Below are 14,959 nucleotides of genomic sequence, written 5' to 3'. Positions count from 1 at the left end.
ATTGTTCTCCCGTATTGTTCTCCCGTATTGTTCTCCCGTATTGTTCTCCCGTATCGTTCTCCCGTATTGTTCTCCCGTATCGTTCTCCCGTATTGCTGCTATCCTTGCTCCCTGTTACTATTCCTTATCTCCCTTTCTTTGCTTTCCTTCCCCCCGCCCATCTCTCCCCCCACCCCCTCCAACCGTTACACTCTGGACGAGGGGTGTGTGTGCACATAAGTACATATCACATCCGACACTTCTCCCCTCACCTCGATTTTCGACGAACTGGGATGTATCGACCGGGTATCGGTGTCGGTCGAACGTATCGCCACCGACAGACTCGAACTCACTCGCCGGCGGATAGAAAAGGCGAACAGCGTCTGACGTCCCACCCTTCACCGGACCGAAGACGCTTACAGATCCGCTCGAAGTTCGATGAAGAGACGTTTCTCGCGGTCCGCGAGCGTCGTCGCCTGCTCGCTCGCCACCTCGAACAGTCGCCGCTGCTCCGCTCCGTCCGTCTCGCTCGCCCGTTTGAGCGTGTCTCCGAGTTCGGTCCACTCGTCCGCAACGGCGTGGAACCGCTCGGAAACCTCGACGTCGAGTCCCAGATCCGTCCCGACCCGGTCGAGAAAGTCGGCGTACAACCGGCGGAACGCACCGCCGCCGGTGCCCCGCCGTTCGATGTTCTGATAGGCAAAGCGGGCACACCAACTCGCGTCGTCCAATTCGGTCCACGTCGGAAGGTCTTCGGCGAACCGCTGAATTCCGTCGACGCCCTGCGATTGCCACCCGCCTTCCTCCGACGAGAGCATGAACTCCGCCGTCCGACGAACCGCTTTCCGTGCAGCCATCGTGCGGCCGCTCTCTATCGTCGGGTCGGTGACGACGAGCCATCGGTTGTCGAGCGGGCCGAACCCGTAATCCGAATCCCATGCGTCTCGGAGGTGGGAACGGGGCAGTCGCTGTATCGTGTCGAACTCGCTGTCGGAGAGGAGCACGTCGTCGCCGTCGACTCCGACACAGAGGAGGATGTGGGGACCGAAGTGAGTGTCCGTTCCGAAGTAATCGAGGTAGTAGAGGTCCACGAACAACATCGCCGGAACGTCGTCCGCGAGTGCGCTCTCGACGGAACGCCACGCCGTCTCCCACGATTCCCCGCTCGATTCCTCGTAGTCGATGCCGAGCATCTCGAAGAACCCCGTCTCCAACTGCCCGTTGCGACCCATGATGAGGCGACTGGCCGGACCGCGATCGTAGTAGCCGAACCCGAGTCCCGCGCCGAGTCCGAAGCAGAGGGATTCGTCGAAGCCCCAATCGTAGTAGTCCGAGAGGTTTCGAAGCGACGCGGAGCCACAGTGTGCCCCCGGGGCGTGGGTATACTCGGAGAGTTGCATGGTTAAGCGATGGACACGTGGTGTAAAGTAGTGACCGTCTCCGTCCCGCGAATCGACGTATTCTTTCCATTCGGACCAACCATCGAGGACTTCGATGGTAGCTCTCCCTGTCGCCTCCCCGCCACTGCAGAAGTGACTGGAAATTGCCATTCCGTCCCGTCTCGACCCCGTACTGCCCACGGAATCTACAATATTTATCAATACAGCTAATAGATTCGGTCCTATAGAGAAATAATAACTTCTATGCCTAAACACTATACAATTAAGTGGTGTTGTCTACAATCCACGATTCGATGCAAAATAACGATGGCAGAGCAGGGGCAGTATTCAATCGAACACGGCGTTCGTTTCTACGCTTCACCGGTGCCGCAGTTACTACTTCCGCTTTTCTCACGATGCAAGGCAAGAGCACCGCTGCGATTCGGACCAAATATACCATCCGCGAGGATACGCCGGACGAAACCGATGTGTACGTGACCGATACGCAGGAATCGGGACCGACGGCCGTCGTGGTGGGCGGTATACAGGGCAACGAACCCGCCGGTTACGAAGCGGCCGAGGATATCAAAACGTGGTCGATAGATCAGGGGACGCTGATCACGATTCCACGGGCGAATCCGGTCGCGATTCGGCGCGGAACCTACTCCAACGATAATGGAAACCTCAATCGGAAGTTCCCACCGGGGGAGACGCCAACGACGCCGCTCGCACGGGCGATTTGGGGCGTTATCGCATCGTACGACCCGGATGTCGTGATCAATCTTCACAGTTCGAAAGGTATCTATCGGGAAGATGTCGGGCCGGATGGCGTCGGACAGGCTATCTATCCGACGACCGCTTCGGGCGCTGCTCAGGACGCGGTCAACACGAAAGGGTATATGAATGAGTTCCATCTCGACGAGTCGTTTCCCGACTTCTATCGGTTCAAGTGCGGCAACCTGATCGACGGAACCCGTCCGCTACTGGTCCACAAGGTCGATGCCGACCTCGATGAACCGGGCTTTATCGTCGAATCGACCCGATACGGAACGGACCTACAAACGCGTTGCCGCTGGGAACTCAACATCGTTCGACATCTACTGGGACGACAAGGAATGCACCGAACGTACGAAAATTGAACTCGTGACTGTGTCGGGTCGTGCGTACATCCGAACGTCCGTGTCGTTCGAGAGAACCACGTCGCCCGACACCGTTTCGTCTTCGTCCTTCGAATCGGTCACTCGTCACGGCGTGACGAGACCCGCACTTCGACGCCGTTCGGTCGGTAGGCGTTCGCCGCGTAACCGCCCTCGTTCCACGGGTAGACGTCCTCGGGAATCTCCGGCCAATCGTCGAGAACCTCGATACTGGCTGGCTGTGTCCGCCCCCTCTCGTCGGTTGCGCGCGAGAGCAGCGTGACCGTGCCTTCGGCTTCAGGATTCGGTTTCCACGTGTGGGTGAACAGACGCCACGCACCGCTGTAGTTCGGGCCGTACAGGTCGGCGTCGCGCCACGACTCTCCGTCGTCCGTCGATATCTCGACGCGCGTGACCTCGTCGTCCCCCGCCCACGCCACGCCTCGAATCTCGACCCGTCCGTTCGCGTCAGGCGTCACCGGGTTCTCTCCGTCCGGCTTCCCGATGAGCGACATGACGTTCTCGTCGAAGGTGTACGGATGCTCCACGTCGCCGACGAGTTGGTCCCACGTGTCCGCCGTCGGGACCGTCTCCTCGATGTCGGGTTCGGCGTCGGCCGGATGGATGCGGTAGGCACCGTGTTGCCAGTAGGTGTAGGTTCGTCCATCCTCCTCGTCGGCGAACGTCGCATCGGTGACCATCGTGTCCGTTATCCGAAGCTCTTCGACCCACTTGACGCTGTTCGTCCCGTACCACCCGGGGACGACGAGCCGGACGGGATAGCCGTGTTCGACTGGAAGGGTCCGTCCGTTCATCTCGTCGGCGAGGACGCAATCGTCGAGCGCCTTCGCCAGCGGAATCGATTTGACGTACACGTCGTCGTCCGCGGGGACGTCCCCGCCGACGGCGGTGAGCCAGCGCTCCGAATCGTCGTTCACGTCCACCCCACAGTCTTCGAGCACCGCCCGGACCGGCGTTCCGCTCCACATCGCGTTCGCAACGGCTTCCCATCCCCACTGAACGCTTCCCGTTTCCGGGTCGTGTTGCCCGCGGTTGTTGCCAGCACACTCCATCGTGTGCGCGACGGCGACCGTCGGGTACTCCTCCCGAAGCGCCGCCATCGAGATGGATTTCTCGTCATCGACGCCCGTCACCCGGAGTTCCCACGTCTCCGCGTCGGCGTCCGGAACGTCGTTCCGGTGGCAGACGAAGTGTTCTTCTATCGGCGTCAACCAATCCGCGAACGTCCGCCGATTCGCCGCACCGACGACCGTGTATCTATCCTCCTCGTCGCGCGCCTCCCGCGTCCCCGGTTTTCGTTCGAGGATCTCCTCGATTTCCCCGCGTCGTGCTTCACCCCGTGTTCCCTCACTCATGCCGGACGGTAACAACCACCGTTGGCAAAACCGTTCCGGCGTATCCGATATCCATCGAAAAAGACGGACTCCGAGAACGCGACTTCGGGAAAAAGCGAGCGTCGTCTCGACGCTCGCTTCGCGCGCCGTCGAATCAGCAGTACATCGATTCGGCGACGTCGATGAGCGACGCTTTGGGGAGCGAACCGGTCACAGAATAGCTCCCGGTATCGTCCGACCACTGGAGCAGGCCCTGCTCGCCGACGGTGGTGTAGGTGCCGGCGTGTCCGGCGACGGAGACGGATTGGTCGCCACTCGGCGGACGCGTCGCGGACGTCTGTGAGACGGCCAACGAATCGGTTCCGTTCGAGTACCGCAGCGAAACCGAGGCGTTTCCGTTCGATGAGATGACCGTCGCGTTCTGGAGCGAGTAGTCGTCCGGGACGGCGGTCGGTTCACGGATGGTGAAATCGACCGCTTCCTGTGCGTCCGCGACCGACGAGTACGTCGTCGTTTCGGGGAGTCCGACGTCGATGACCTCCGCGTCCTCCGGCGGCGAGTACGTGAATCGCTCGTCGGGAATCGACGCGTTGTACGTCAGGTTCGAATACGTCATCGTCGTCGTGGTCGTGTCGTTTCCGACCGCGGTCTCTACCTGCGTCTTGACGGGGAACCAGTTCTCCTGGTCGAGCCAGACAGTCTGATTCTTCAGCACTTGTCCGAGGGACTCGTTTTTCGGCTGAAGCGTCACCTTGTACGTTTCGCGGTCTGAAATCGTCGCTTCACCTTGGTACTCCGCGTTGAATGCGTCCGAGAACTGCTGGAACGCGTTGGTGAGATTCTCCACCATATCGGCGTTCTCACCGCCGAGGCGCAGGTGGCGAGCGGTGTTCCGCGTGTCGTTGTACATCCAGGTGTCCGAACCGTTCGAGACCGTCACGTCACCCGCCATCGGCCCGTCCGTGTATTCGAACCGGACGCGGTTCGGCGGTCGTTGCCAAACATCGGCTTTCACGGTCTGCGTGTCGTTCGCCCGTTCGGTTTCGATGGTCACCGTTCCGGTGACGCTGCTCACCGTGGTGTCGTTGCCGAGGGCGTGTTGTTCGATGGTCGATTCGGATGGTGTCGAGGTATCCTGTACCTGGTTCGAATTCTCCACGCTCGCATACCCGCTAACCGAAGCGGCGATCACGAGCGTGAGGAGACCAAGCGTCAGGAGGGACTTTCGTGATACCATGCACCCGAAAATTATCGCAACTTATTATGAAAACTTTTATCGAAAGTTGAAAAGTGAGAACAATTAACGCGGGTTTGAAACTATCTCGAACGACCGTCGGGTATCGAAAATCCGGATTCGAACCCCGGACGCCTTACAGTTCGAGGAGTTCGACCGCGTTCCCGTCCGGGTCCCGCAGGAAGCAAATCCGCGTTCCGCTGCCGGTCGTTTGCGGTTCGCTGACGGTTTCCACGTCGTCCGGCAAGTCCGCGTAGATTCCTTCGATGTCGTCGGTCTCCAACCCGAGATGTTTCGCGCCGGTTTCGTACACGTCCCGACCGTCGTCACTCGTACCGGTCCCGTTCCCTTCGTCCTCGCTCTCGTATTCGATGAGTTCGACGCGTGCCGTGTCGCCGCCGAGTTGAGCGAAGTGGCCCGTTATCGCTCCGCTCTCGATGGCCGTCGAGAGCGCGTCGTCGGAGAGTGTGTACTGGTCGAGGAGTTCCAATCCGAGGACGTCCCGATAGAACTCGATTGCACGGTCGAGGTCGGTGACTGAGATTCCGTGATGGTGTACCGTCTGTTGTGCCATGGTGGACCCTTCTCGTCTTCCCTCAAAGGTCTTGGTCTCCTCACCCCGTCAGCTCACTTTCGAGGTGGAACTTCTGCACTTTTCCCGTCGTCGTCCGCGGCAACTCCTTCACGAACACGACTTCGCGCGGGTGTTTGTACGCCGCGAGCCGTTCGAGACAGTATTCCCGAATCTCGTCCTCGGTCACGTCCGCGTCCGGTATCGGGACGACGAAGGCTTTGACCGTCTCGTTCCGTCGTTCGTCGGGAATCCCGACGACGGCGGCGTCAGAGACGGCCGGATGCTCGAAGAGGAGTTCCTCGATTTCGCGCGGATAGACGTTGTAGCCTGCCGTGTTTATCATGTGCTTCTTGCGGTCCACGACGTAGAAGAAGCCGTCCTCGTCGGCGTAGCCGATGTCGCCCGTGTGGAACCAGCGCTTTCCGTCCGCCTCGGTGAACGCCGCCGCGTTCGCCTCGGGACGCTCGTAGTACCCCTTCATCACGTTCGGTCCCGCGACGACGAGTTCGCCGGTTATCTCGTCGAGGTCCACGCTGCCCTCTTCGACCGGACCGCGTTCTACCGGGGGACGGTCGACGAACTCGTCGTCCACGATTCGGGCGGAGATGCCGTCGAGCGGCGTGCCGATACTGCCGGGTCGTCGATTACCGACGTGGTTCGCGTGCGTGACCGGACTCGTCTCGGTCAGGCCGTAACCCTCGCACAGTTCGACGCCGAACCGTCCCTCGAACGAACGGCGAACTTCCTCGGGGAGGCCGCTGCCGCCGGAGTTCGCGAACCGCACCGACGACAGGTCGAACTCGGCGTCGTCGGGCAGATTCGCGAGGTCGTTGTACATCGCGGGGACGGCGTGTATCAGCGTGAGGCCCGCGGACTCGACCAGCGACGCGGCCGCCGTCGCGTCCCACGTCGGGAGCGGGTAGTAGCTCCCGCCGTCGAACAGGGTGGCGTTCATCGTCACCGTCATCCCGTAGATGTGGAACAGCGGGAGAACCCCGAGATGGCGATCGTCCGGCCGAATACCGTCCGGGATGGGGTTCGTCGCGGCGTCCGCGTCCCACGCGAGGTTGTGATGCGTGAGGAGGACTCCCTTCGGCGTTCCGGTCGTTCCCGAGGTGTACGGTTGGACGGCGATGTCCTCGTCCGCTCTGTCGGCAACCGGACGCGTCTCGTCGGCCAGGAACGCCTCGAAACGACTGTCGGCGTCCCCCTCCCTCTCACTCTCCCTCTCACTCTCACTCTCACTCTCACTCTCACTCTCACTCTCACTCTCACTCTCACTCTCGTCGACGGTGACGACGACGTTCACGTCGGTCTCCTCCCGAACTGCATCGACGTGCTGGACGAGGCCGGGGAGCGTGACGACCGCTTTCGCGCCGCTGTCCCCGAGGAGGTGGCGCAGTTCCCGCCGTTTGTACTGTGGGTTCATCGGGACGACGACGCCGCCCGCCCTGAGCGTCCCGTGAAACGCCGTCACGAACTGCGGGAGGTTCGGCAGGTAGACCGCGACTCGGTCGTCGACGCCGATGCCGTGCTCTGCGAGTCCGGCCGCAAACTGCCCCGCTCGCGTCCAGAACGTTTCGTAGGAGGTCTCCTGCCCGTCGTAGACGAGTGCCGGTGCGTCGCCGCGTTCGGCCGCCGCGTCCGCCACGTGGTGAACGAGATTCATGCGTCGTCCGTGCATTCGACCACACCGCCAAAAGCGTTTATCGATGGTGTCTACTCTCTACATACTGGTTATTTTTGGAAACGCAAAAAAGGAAAAAGGTTATCTATGTCAGTAAACCCCCGTGTCTTACGGCTCCCAGTTGTGCAGCGCGTCCACGAATATGTCGTGGACGTCCTCCTCGACGACAGGTCTGGGATTACAGCGAAGCAACCGCGCCTGCGTTTCCACAGTCTGTTTCGCCAGCCAATCCACGTCGTCTTCCGTGATTCCCGCGAGTTCGTTGAGGCCGCTCGGCAGGACGTTCAGGTCGCGCTGAAGCTGAACGTACTCCCCTTTCAAGGCGTCTGCGGCCTCTCCGGGAGTCATCCCCGTCGTATCGACGCCGAACCGACGGGCGAGCGAGGCGAAGCGTTTCGGGTCGCTCGCGGAGTTGTAGTCGATGGTGCTCGCCGGGGTCAACATCGCGATGGTTTCGCCGTGGTAGGTGTGATACTTGTTTCCGACGGGATATGCCATCGCGTGACAGAGGCTCGCTCCTGCGGTCAATCCGGCAATCGCACCGAACAGCGCGCCCTGTAACATGTTCTCGCGCGCCTCCAAATCGTCCCCGTTGTGAACCGCCTTGCGGACGTTGTTCGACAGCAGGTCGATTGCCTTTTCGGAGAACATCTCGGTGAGCGGCGTCCGCCCGGCGTACACGGGACGCTCGGCGGGGTCGGTGGGCCGCAGAAGCGAATCGTACTCGTGCGTCGTGTAACCCTCCATGGCGTGCCCGAGGGCGTCCATCGCCGTCTTCGCGGTCAACTCCGGCGGGAGTGTGGTCGTGAGCGTCGGGTCCAGTACGGCGGCGTCAGCGCGGACGTGGTTGCTGGAGATTCCCTCCTTTATCTCCTTTTCCTCCACCGAGAGGATGGAGACCGGCGATATCTCCGCTCCGGTTCCGGCCGTCGTCGGCATCAACACGAGCGGCGGGCCGGACTCCGTCAGGGGTTCCCCTTCGCCGGTCGGTTCGGCGATGTAATCGAGCGGCCCGCCGCCGTTGGCGATGACCGCGCGCGTCGTCTTCGCGGTGTCCATGCAACTCCCTCCGCCGAGGCCGACGTAGAAGTCGTATCCCGCTTCGCCCTTTTCGTCGTGGACGAAATCGAGACAGTTCTCGATGGCCGCGATGGACGGTTCGCGCTCCGATTCGTCGTAGACATCGACGGCGAATCCGGCGTCTTCGAGGTGCGTTTGAACGCGTTCGACGTGGCCGATGTCCACGAGGTTCCCGTCGGTGATGACGAGACCGTGGGCGTCCTCGTCCACTCCCAAATCGTGCAACTGGAACGCCAGTTCGTCCGTCGCGTCCCGACCGAACCGAATCTGAGGCATCTGGATGTGCCAGACGGTTTCCGGAGAGAGTTCGTGGGACGGCGCGGAGACGGAGCGTTCGTAGCTCATCTCAGGGCCATCCTCCCTGAACCTCCTCGAACTGGTCCGGGTCGTGGCCGTACACGACCTCGGCGTCGTGTTTGCGCTCTATCTCCTTCAGTTTCTGGAGGCTGTCGAACCAGTGACGGTGGCTCCAGAGGAGTCCGGCACCGAGCGGAACCTCATCGTCGTAGTTCTCGGTCTGATAGATTTCGTCGCCCGCGAACGCGACCGTTCCGGCACCGTCGAGGTGAACCACCGTCCCCGTCAGACCGGGTGTATGACCGGGGAGGCGGACGAACTCGACGTCCTCGAAGTGGGTCTCTCGGTCCCGATGTAAGACCTGCCAGTTGAGGTCGTGGTCGAAGTCGCCGAGGACGTACGCCGCGCTTCCCTCGTCCGTTTTCGTGCTGTAGTAGGCGAACTTCAACTCCTCTTCGTGGACGAACACCGGCGTGTCGGTTCCGTCGAAGTGGTGCAGGCCACCCGCGTGGTCGAGATGCAAGTGAGTCTGGAACACGTAGTCGATGTCGTCGAGGTCGTATCCCGCATCCCCGAGGTCGTCCCGAAGGTCGTGTTCCCCCACGTCGTGCGGATAGAACGCCTGTTTCAACCCCTCCGGCCAGTGTCCGTCGAGGGCCTCCTCGTGGTTGCCCGTATCCCAGAGAATCGTCCCCTCCGGATGGTCGATGACGAGGTTGAACACCGGTATCTCGATGTAGTCGGTGTCCGGGTTGGGTTCGTCGTGGCTCCCCAGCGTGTTTCCCTCGATGAGATAGTTCAGGTCACACTCCAGTCCACCCCGGTCGATAACGTCGATGGTTGCATTAACCATGCATAATAATCATTGTCTTGTGAAAAGAGCGTATCTTACCGTCGAACACATGTCCGACAACGGACGTATAATGGTGCGGAGGGATGATGTAGGACAACTGTCTGACAGTGTATGGGAATTTAGATATGGGGCGAACTGTCGGACAACTCGTAACAGTTCGACGGTAATCGCTGATGTAATAACACCTGTCCCGAAATAGCGGCTAAACCGATGCTTTCGGACCAACTCTTCTCCATCGCGAACGCCGTCGGACTGGTCGCTTTCGCCCTCGTCGGCGCGAGCAAGGCGATTCGCGAAGGGTTCGACCCGTTCGGGGTGACGGTCGTCGGCCTCGTCACCGCCTTCGGCGGCGGCACCACCCGCGACGTGTTGGTCAACCGCGTTCCGCTCTCGCTGCAAACCCTCTCGAACATCGGCTTCGGCGTGGTCGGCGTCTCCGTCGCCATTGTCCTCTCCCTCCTCTACCGCCAACCCGACCGGCATCCGATTTCGCTGGCCGCCGACGCCGTCGGACTTGCAGCCTTCACGACCGCCGGTGCCATCGTCGCATCCGGGGTCGGCGTCTCGCCGTTCGGCGTCGTCGCGGTTGCGACCATCAACGCAGTCGGCGGTGGCGCGATGGCGGACATCCTCCTCGACCGTTCGCCGTTCGTGTTGGTTCGGGACTTTTACGCTAGCTGTGCCGTCCTCGGCGGCTTTGCGTACTGGTGTCTGTTGACCCTCGGCGGTGATGCCAACGTCGCGGTCGGCGGCTGTGCGGGAATCACGCTCGTGACGAGAGTCGCGGCCGTTCGGTTCGGGTGGCGGCTTCCGACGGTTCGAACGAATCCCCACTGATACGGGATCCGATTCCCCGCTCGGTACCGGTGGATGACTTTCTCCGAGATCTCCTCGATTCTTTCGTTTGATAAACTACTCTATATATGGGTTATTTTCATGTTTCCCTTCCGTTTCGATTCCGTATGGACGATTCCGACCTCGACGACCGACTCGGCCGAATCGAGCGACGACAGAAACTCATTCTCGCCCTGCTCGTTATCCCGTATCTCGTCGTCTTTGCCGACGTTATCGGCGTTTATGTCGCCGCAGTTCTCTACCTTCTGCTCGCTCTCGTCGTCGCCGCTGTGGTCGTCATCGACCGCAGAAATAGACGGACTACAACGGGTGGGGAGACCGAAGCCGGTCCCTGATTCGCGTTCCGTCAGTGCACCCGACCGTTCGGCTATCCCGGTATTAGATGACCGCAAATGGCCGAAAGTGAATAATATCTGCGTATTTTGCTGGAAAAACCAAAACGACCCCAACCGTTCGGTCGGATGAACTGTTCTCACTATCGGCCGCGTCATCGACTGACGACCCACAACTCGACGCCGTCGTCTCCTCGCTCCCGAAGCGAAGGGCCTATATCGACCATGTTCGATACCTACGACAGTATCGCGGCCGCTCCTCACCGCTTGAACCCCGAAATCCCGAGACGTACCACCCGTTGACCCACGAAATCATGACCTCCGAACCGAATCCCTCTAAGAAGACGGCGGTTAACGACCTGTCGCAGGCGTGGAACCTACGCGATTCGACGCTTCTCCGCTCGGACGGGGAACCGATGCAGACCTCCCGGTTCGACCGGAACATCCCGCCCGCCGATTTGCAGGCGGCGCTCGACCGCGGGGCGAAGACCGTCCGCGAGAGCGCGCCGAACCGGGACGGGTACGCCGTCCCGTTGCACGGGAAAGGAACCCCGACGACGACGAACGAGTACGTCCTCTGGCGACCTGACTCGGCGCAGGTGGGGTGGTACGATACGAGTTTCGGCATCGACGGGACCGTTCGGTTCATCTCGGTCGAAACGGCCTCGAAGACGACGCTGAGCGACCGTCTCAGGTTTTGACATCCGGAACTGACCCCCGTGCTGGAGGACGAACTGAAAGCGTTCGAACTCCCGAAATCGGAAGTGAGACCTCGGTCCGACCTCTCCGCGGACGAACGGCGCGCGTTTTTCGACGAACTGACGGAGTTCGTCGAATCGGAACGGGAAACCGAACGGCGGGCGAACCGTGAACGATACCGAAACGAGGGGTTGACGACGCTCGTAGCGCGGGGAGTCGCGTCCGGTCCGTTCGTCTCGCTCGGAGCGAACGACCGACCCGCGGAACCGACGTACTCGTTTCAGATTTCGCCCGAGGACGGCGACGGTGACGTCGACCTCTTTCGGGACGAGGAGATGTACCCGGAGAGCGTCTTTCTCATCGATACGATGGGGGAATCGGACGACTTCCCCCTCGCCGTCGAAATCGTCACCGTCGGCCCGTCGACGGTGACGGTCAAACCGGACGACAGTTGCGAACAGTCCGGCGTCGAGGGTCTCCTCACGGACAACCGAAGCGAGTTCTGGCTGACCCATCTCCTCAACCCCGTTCCGTTCGAGCGGCGGACGGAGGCGATTCGAAAAATCGAATCGAATCCGGAAAAACGGGACCTGATAGTCGGAAATCGACCCGCCCGGTTCGAGGTCGACGGACTCTCGGTCCCCAGCGCCGACATGGCGTTGAACGAGTATCAGAAACAGGCCCTGAAGTGGGCCGACGACGCGGAAGACGTCCTCTGTATTCACGGTCCGCCCGGAACGGGAAAGACGCGGACGCTGACGGCGTACGTGCTGTACGCGGTCCGACACGGCGATTCGGTGTTGGTGACGGCACACTCCAATCAGGCCGTGGACAACCTCCTCGTCGGCGACAGCGCGGTGGGGGACCCGGAACCCGACACGCTCCACGCGGCCGTCTGCCAGGCGAACGAATTCGACGAAGACGGCGATGGAGAACCCACCGAGGACGGTCTCAGGGTCGCCCGCGTCGGTCGCAACTCGAAGAACGACGTGGTTCGGCGGCACTACACGAACGCCTCCGTCGCCGAAGCGGACATCGTGGCCGCGACGACGAGCGGTGCCGCTCAGTTCGACACGAACCGGTTCGACGTCGCCGTCGTCGACGAGGCGACGCAGGCGAGTCGCCCGGCGACGGCCATCGTCCTCGACCGTGCGCGAAAGCTCGTGCTCTCGGGCGACCACAAGCAACTGCCGCCGTACTGCGCCGACGAATCGATGAAGGACGAACGGCTACACGTCTCGCTGTTCGAGCACCTCCTCGACCGATACGGGACCGACATCTCGGTCCTCCTCCGGCGGCAGTACCGGATGCACTCGGCCATCGCCGACTTCCCCAACGCCGCGTTCTACGACGGAAGTTTGGAAACCGCGGCGCGAAACCGTGAATGGCGAATCGACGGCCTCGACTCGCTCGTCGCCATCGACGTCGCCGGCGACGAGCGTCGCGAGTCCGGCGGCAACTCCGTTTACAACCCCGCCGAAGCACGAGCGGTCGTCGAGGAGGTGACGAAACTCGTGGACGCGGGCGTCGCCCCGAAGGACATCGGCGTCATCTCGATGTACCGGGGGCAGGTCGGCGAAATCCGCTCGCGACTCCATCGGACCGGCGAGAACGCGGGCCGCGTCACCGTCGATACGGTCGATTCGTTTCAGGGCGGTGAACGCGAAGCGGTCGTCGTCTCGTTCGTTCGGAGCAACGACGCCGGAAACGCCGGATTCCTCGAACTCCCTAACGAGGGGCCGCGCCGCCTGAACGTCGCGTTGACCCGCGCCAGAAAGCGTCTCGTGTTGGTCGGCGACTGGGAGACCCTCGCGTCCGTCTCGCCGAACAGGAGGTCGGAGAACAGTTGCGCACGCTTGTACGCCGAATTGGCCACGAAACTCGAACGAGAGGGCCGTTTCGCGAACTGAATCGAGTATTCCGTGTTCCATGTTCGCCGTCGAGCGCGGCAGCGCCCTCGGTCCACTGGGTGGTAACGGGGTAGCCGGAGTCACGCGACCGCTCAGTTCGACGACTCACAGTCACAGCCGCCGTTTTCGAGGAGGTCCTCCACCGTGTACGACTGCCCGCACGTATCACAGAGGACGCGGATATCCACGAAGACGTCGAAATCCCCGAGCGTGAGGCGGTCCGTATTGACGAGGTTCGTCAGCGTCGTTTCCGTGACCGCACCGGTCTTCGTTCGCAACCGCTGTATCGTTTCGCCGCTCTTTTTCACTTGGTCGGTTTCGGTTTCGCCCGACTCGTACTTGACGCCGCGGTGTTTCGTCAGGTAGGTGTGTATCGCCTGATGCGTAACGAAGTCCTTCTCGATTTCCTCGATGGAAATCCCCTCCCGAGCGAGCGAATTCTTCGTTTCGATGCGTACCCCCCGACTCACCGCGTCGTCCGTCAATAACCGGTAGGTGTTTTCGACCTCCCCGTCCAAGGACGATACGCCGGCCTGTTCCAGCGCCGCGCGGAGCACGGCTCGGTTGAACACGTCGGCGAGGTCACGAAGGCTGTACTGTGTCCCGTCCTCTCCCGTCCAATCCGCTTCGAGTCGGTCGCCCATTCCGGTCAACTCGTACTCGTCGATGACCCGTTGCACTTTACTCTGCGTGGCCGAGTTTCCGCTCATACCGTACGGTAGTCCTCCTATACGGTTTGATTGTTTCGGAGAGGTCCCTCGTCCGCCAGCACGGTTCGTTTATATTGACTCCCATGTTTGCCGACCGTCACGCGCGTAGTCCTGTAACGTCGTACCGTCCTTGCCTCCCGTTTTCTCGACTCACACACGGCTCCCGTCCGACCATTCTTCTCCGCATCCGAGTCGAGAGAATCCGACTCCGTCGGTCTCAAAGCACGCGAAACACGCGAACCGTGTCGCGCTTGCTCGGTTCGCAGACGAGTTGGGCGAGGCCGAGGTCGGAAAACACACGTTTCCAGTTCCGGTAGTACAGCGGAAAGTCGTCGTGAACGTAGCTCACTTTCTCGTCCCCTCGGCCCCGTCGTGGACTGTTTCCCTCGTTCTCCCCGGTTATCACGAGGTCGGACGCGACGCGGCATATCTCCTCGAACACCCATTCGTTGTCGGGGTGGATGTGTTGGAGCGTCTCCACCGAGTACACCACGTCGAACGTATCGTCGGGGAATTCGGGGAGGACGTCCTCGATCGCGCCGGTTCGGAACGTCCCCGTCGCGGCGAGTTTCGGATGCCGCTCGGCCATCACGTCGAACGACTCGTCGTTGATGTCGATTCCGGTGAGGTTCGTGTATCCGTCGTCGAGGAGGTGGGCGAGGTGGCGACCGGAACTGCAACCGACTTCGAGAATCGCGGCTTTCTCGGGAACGTAATAGTCGAACACGCTAGCGAGGGTGTTGCTGACCTCGTTCGGGCCGATTTCGGCGTAGTACGCGGGCGAAAAATCACCCGTGCGCTCCGCCCAGTCGCGACGGTTGTCGTCGGGGTCCATAGGTATCGGTCTCGCGGCCGGGAAGTTAAGCCTCACTCCACGTG

At 61.4% G+C, this 14,959-nt stretch carries 14 protein-coding genes; 5 read left to right on the top strand and 9 right to left on the bottom strand.

Annotated features, from left to right (window positions below):
* Window positions 1–395: 395 nt before the first annotated feature.
* Window positions 396–1,379 (bottom strand): BtrH N-terminal domain-containing protein, encoded by a 984-nt coding sequence (locus LJF34_RS17500; protein ID WP_231186590.1) that lies wholly within the window; start codon window positions 1,377–1,379, stop codon window positions 396–398.
* Window positions 1,380–1,774: 395 nt separating this feature from the next.
* Here LJF34_RS17500 and LJF34_RS17495 point away from each other — a divergent pair, with 395 nt between their 5' ends.
* Window positions 1,775–2,497: a M99 family carboxypeptidase catalytic domain-containing protein gene (locus tag LJF34_RS17495; RefSeq protein WP_231186589.1), complete on the top strand. Its 723-nt coding sequence runs from the start codon at window positions 1,775–1,777 to the stop codon at window positions 2,495–2,497.
* A 98-nt stretch (window positions 2,498–2,595) separates the two neighbouring features.
* Here the strand turns inward: LJF34_RS17495 and LJF34_RS17490 are convergent, their stop codons facing one another.
* The 6 genes from LJF34_RS17490 to LJF34_RS17465 form a co-directional block, all read right to left on the bottom strand.
* Window positions 2,596–3,870, bottom strand: coding sequence for a sulfite oxidase (locus LJF34_RS17490; RefSeq protein WP_231186588.1), 1,275 nt, complete (start codon window positions 3,868–3,870; stop codon window positions 2,596–2,598).
* Between the two features lie 133 nt (window positions 3,871–4,003).
* Window positions 4,004–5,086: an outer membrane lipoprotein-sorting protein gene (locus LJF34_RS17485; RefSeq protein WP_231186587.1), complete on the bottom strand. Its 1,083-nt coding sequence runs from the start codon at window positions 5,084–5,086 to the stop codon at window positions 4,004–4,006.
* 133 nt (window positions 5,087–5,219) lie between these two features.
* Window positions 5,220–5,657 carry a VOC family protein gene (locus LJF34_RS17480; protein ID WP_231186586.1) on the bottom strand — a complete coding sequence of 146 codons (438 nt, stop codon included), beginning with the start codon at window positions 5,655–5,657 and terminating at the stop codon, window positions 5,220–5,222.
* 40 nt (window positions 5,658–5,697) lie between these two features.
* Window positions 5,698–7,326, bottom strand: a complete 1,629-nt coding sequence (locus LJF34_RS17475; protein ID WP_231186585.1) for a long-chain fatty acid--CoA ligase — start codon at window positions 7,324–7,326, stop codon at window positions 5,698–5,700.
* 126 nt (window positions 7,327–7,452) lie between these two features.
* The gene (locus tag LJF34_RS17470; protein WP_231186584.1) at window positions 7,453–8,769 is read right to left on the bottom strand and encodes a hydroxyacid-oxoacid transhydrogenase; all 1,317 of its coding nucleotides are present in this window, start codon (window positions 8,767–8,769) and stop codon (window positions 7,453–7,455) included.
* A 1-nt stretch (window position 8,770) separates the two neighbouring features.
* Window positions 8,771–9,574: an N-acyl homoserine lactonase family protein gene (locus LJF34_RS17465; RefSeq protein WP_231186583.1), complete on the bottom strand. Its 804-nt coding sequence runs from the start codon at window positions 9,572–9,574 to the stop codon at window positions 8,771–8,773.
* A gap of 210 nt (window positions 9,575–9,784) precedes the next feature.
* Between LJF34_RS17465 and LJF34_RS17460 the strand changes: the two genes are divergently transcribed.
* From LJF34_RS17460 to LJF34_RS17445, 4 genes are all read left to right on the top strand, one after another.
* On the top strand, window positions 9,785–10,411 hold the full coding sequence (locus LJF34_RS17460; RefSeq protein ID WP_231186582.1) for a trimeric intracellular cation channel family protein: 627 nt from the start codon (window positions 9,785–9,787) through the stop codon (window positions 10,409–10,411).
* Between the two features lie 125 nt (window positions 10,412–10,536).
* Window positions 10,537–10,764 carry a hypothetical protein gene (locus tag LJF34_RS17455; protein ID WP_231186581.1) on the top strand — a complete coding sequence of 76 codons (228 nt, stop codon included), beginning with the start codon at window positions 10,537–10,539 and terminating at the stop codon, window positions 10,762–10,764.
* A gap of 311 nt (window positions 10,765–11,075) precedes the next feature.
* Window positions 11,076–11,462 (top strand): hypothetical protein, encoded by a 387-nt coding sequence (locus LJF34_RS17450; protein WP_231186580.1) that lies wholly within the window; start codon window positions 11,076–11,078, stop codon window positions 11,460–11,462.
* 18 nt (window positions 11,463–11,480) lie between these two features.
* Window positions 11,481–13,370, top strand: a complete 1,890-nt coding sequence (locus LJF34_RS17445) for an AAA domain-containing protein (RefSeq protein WP_231186579.1) — start codon at window positions 11,481–11,483, stop codon at window positions 13,368–13,370.
* A gap of 92 nt (window positions 13,371–13,462) precedes the next feature.
* Here the strand turns inward: LJF34_RS17445 and rdfA are convergent, their stop codons facing one another.
* The gene (rdfA, locus tag LJF34_RS17440) at window positions 13,463–14,080 is read right to left on the bottom strand and encodes a rod-determining factor RdfA (RefSeq protein ID WP_231186578.1); all 618 of its coding nucleotides are present in this window, start codon (window positions 14,078–14,080) and stop codon (window positions 13,463–13,465) included.
* Window positions 14,081–14,297: 217 nt separating this feature from the next.
* Entirely contained in the window at window positions 14,298–14,915 is a 618-nt protein-coding gene (locus tag LJF34_RS17435; RefSeq protein ID WP_231186577.1) for a class I SAM-dependent methyltransferase, read from the bottom strand.
* Window positions 14,916–14,959 lie beyond the last annotated feature (44 nt).

This window comes from Haladaptatus sp. DYF46, from assembly GCF_021083305.1.
In the GTDB taxonomy this organism is placed as follows: domain Archaea; phylum Halobacteriota; class Halobacteria; order Halobacteriales; family Haladaptataceae; genus Haladaptatus.
Note: the sequence above shows the minus strand (reverse complement) of the source record. Positions and strands in the feature narration are given on the sequence as shown.

Excerpts from the sequence above, each read along its gene's own strand:
- LJF34_RS17500 (WP_231186590.1), bottom strand. The coding sequence starts at position 1,379 with ATGCAACTCTCCGAGTATACCCACGCCCCGGGGGCACACTGTGGCTCC.
- LJF34_RS17495 (WP_231186589.1), top strand. The coding sequence starts at position 1,775 with ATGCAAGGCAAGAGCACCGCTGCGATTCGGACCAAATATACCATCCGC.
- LJF34_RS17490 (WP_231186588.1), bottom strand. The coding sequence starts at position 3,870 with ATGAGTGAGGGAACACGGGGTGAAGCACGACGCGGGGAAATCGAGGAG.
- LJF34_RS17485 (WP_231186587.1), bottom strand. The coding sequence starts at position 5,086 with ATGGTATCACGAAAGTCCCTCCTGACGCTTGGTCTCCTCACGCTCGTG.
- LJF34_RS17480 (WP_231186586.1), bottom strand. The coding sequence starts at position 5,657 with ATGGCACAACAGACGGTACACCATCACGGAATCTCAGTCACCGACCTC.
- LJF34_RS17475 (WP_231186585.1), bottom strand. The coding sequence starts at position 7,326 with ATGAATCTCGTTCACCACGTGGCGGACGCGGCGGCCGAACGCGGCGAC.
- LJF34_RS17470 (WP_231186584.1), bottom strand. The coding sequence starts at position 8,769 with ATGAGCTACGAACGCTCCGTCTCCGCGCCGTCCCACGAACTCTCTCCG.
- LJF34_RS17465 (WP_231186583.1), bottom strand. The coding sequence starts at position 9,574 with ATGGTTAATGCAACCATCGACGTTATCGACCGGGGTGGACTGGAGTGT.
- LJF34_RS17460 (WP_231186582.1), top strand. The coding sequence starts at position 9,785 with ATGCTTTCGGACCAACTCTTCTCCATCGCGAACGCCGTCGGACTGGTC.
- LJF34_RS17455 (WP_231186581.1), top strand. The coding sequence starts at position 10,537 with ATGGACGATTCCGACCTCGACGACCGACTCGGCCGAATCGAGCGACGA.
- LJF34_RS17450 (WP_231186580.1), top strand. The coding sequence starts at position 11,076 with ATGACCTCCGAACCGAATCCCTCTAAGAAGACGGCGGTTAACGACCTG.
- rdfA (WP_231186578.1), bottom strand. The coding sequence starts at position 14,080 with ATGAGCGGAAACTCGGCCACGCAGAGTAAAGTGCAACGGGTCATCGAC.
- LJF34_RS17435 (WP_231186577.1), bottom strand. The coding sequence starts at position 14,915 with ATGGACCCCGACGACAACCGTCGCGACTGGGCGGAGCGCACGGGTGAT.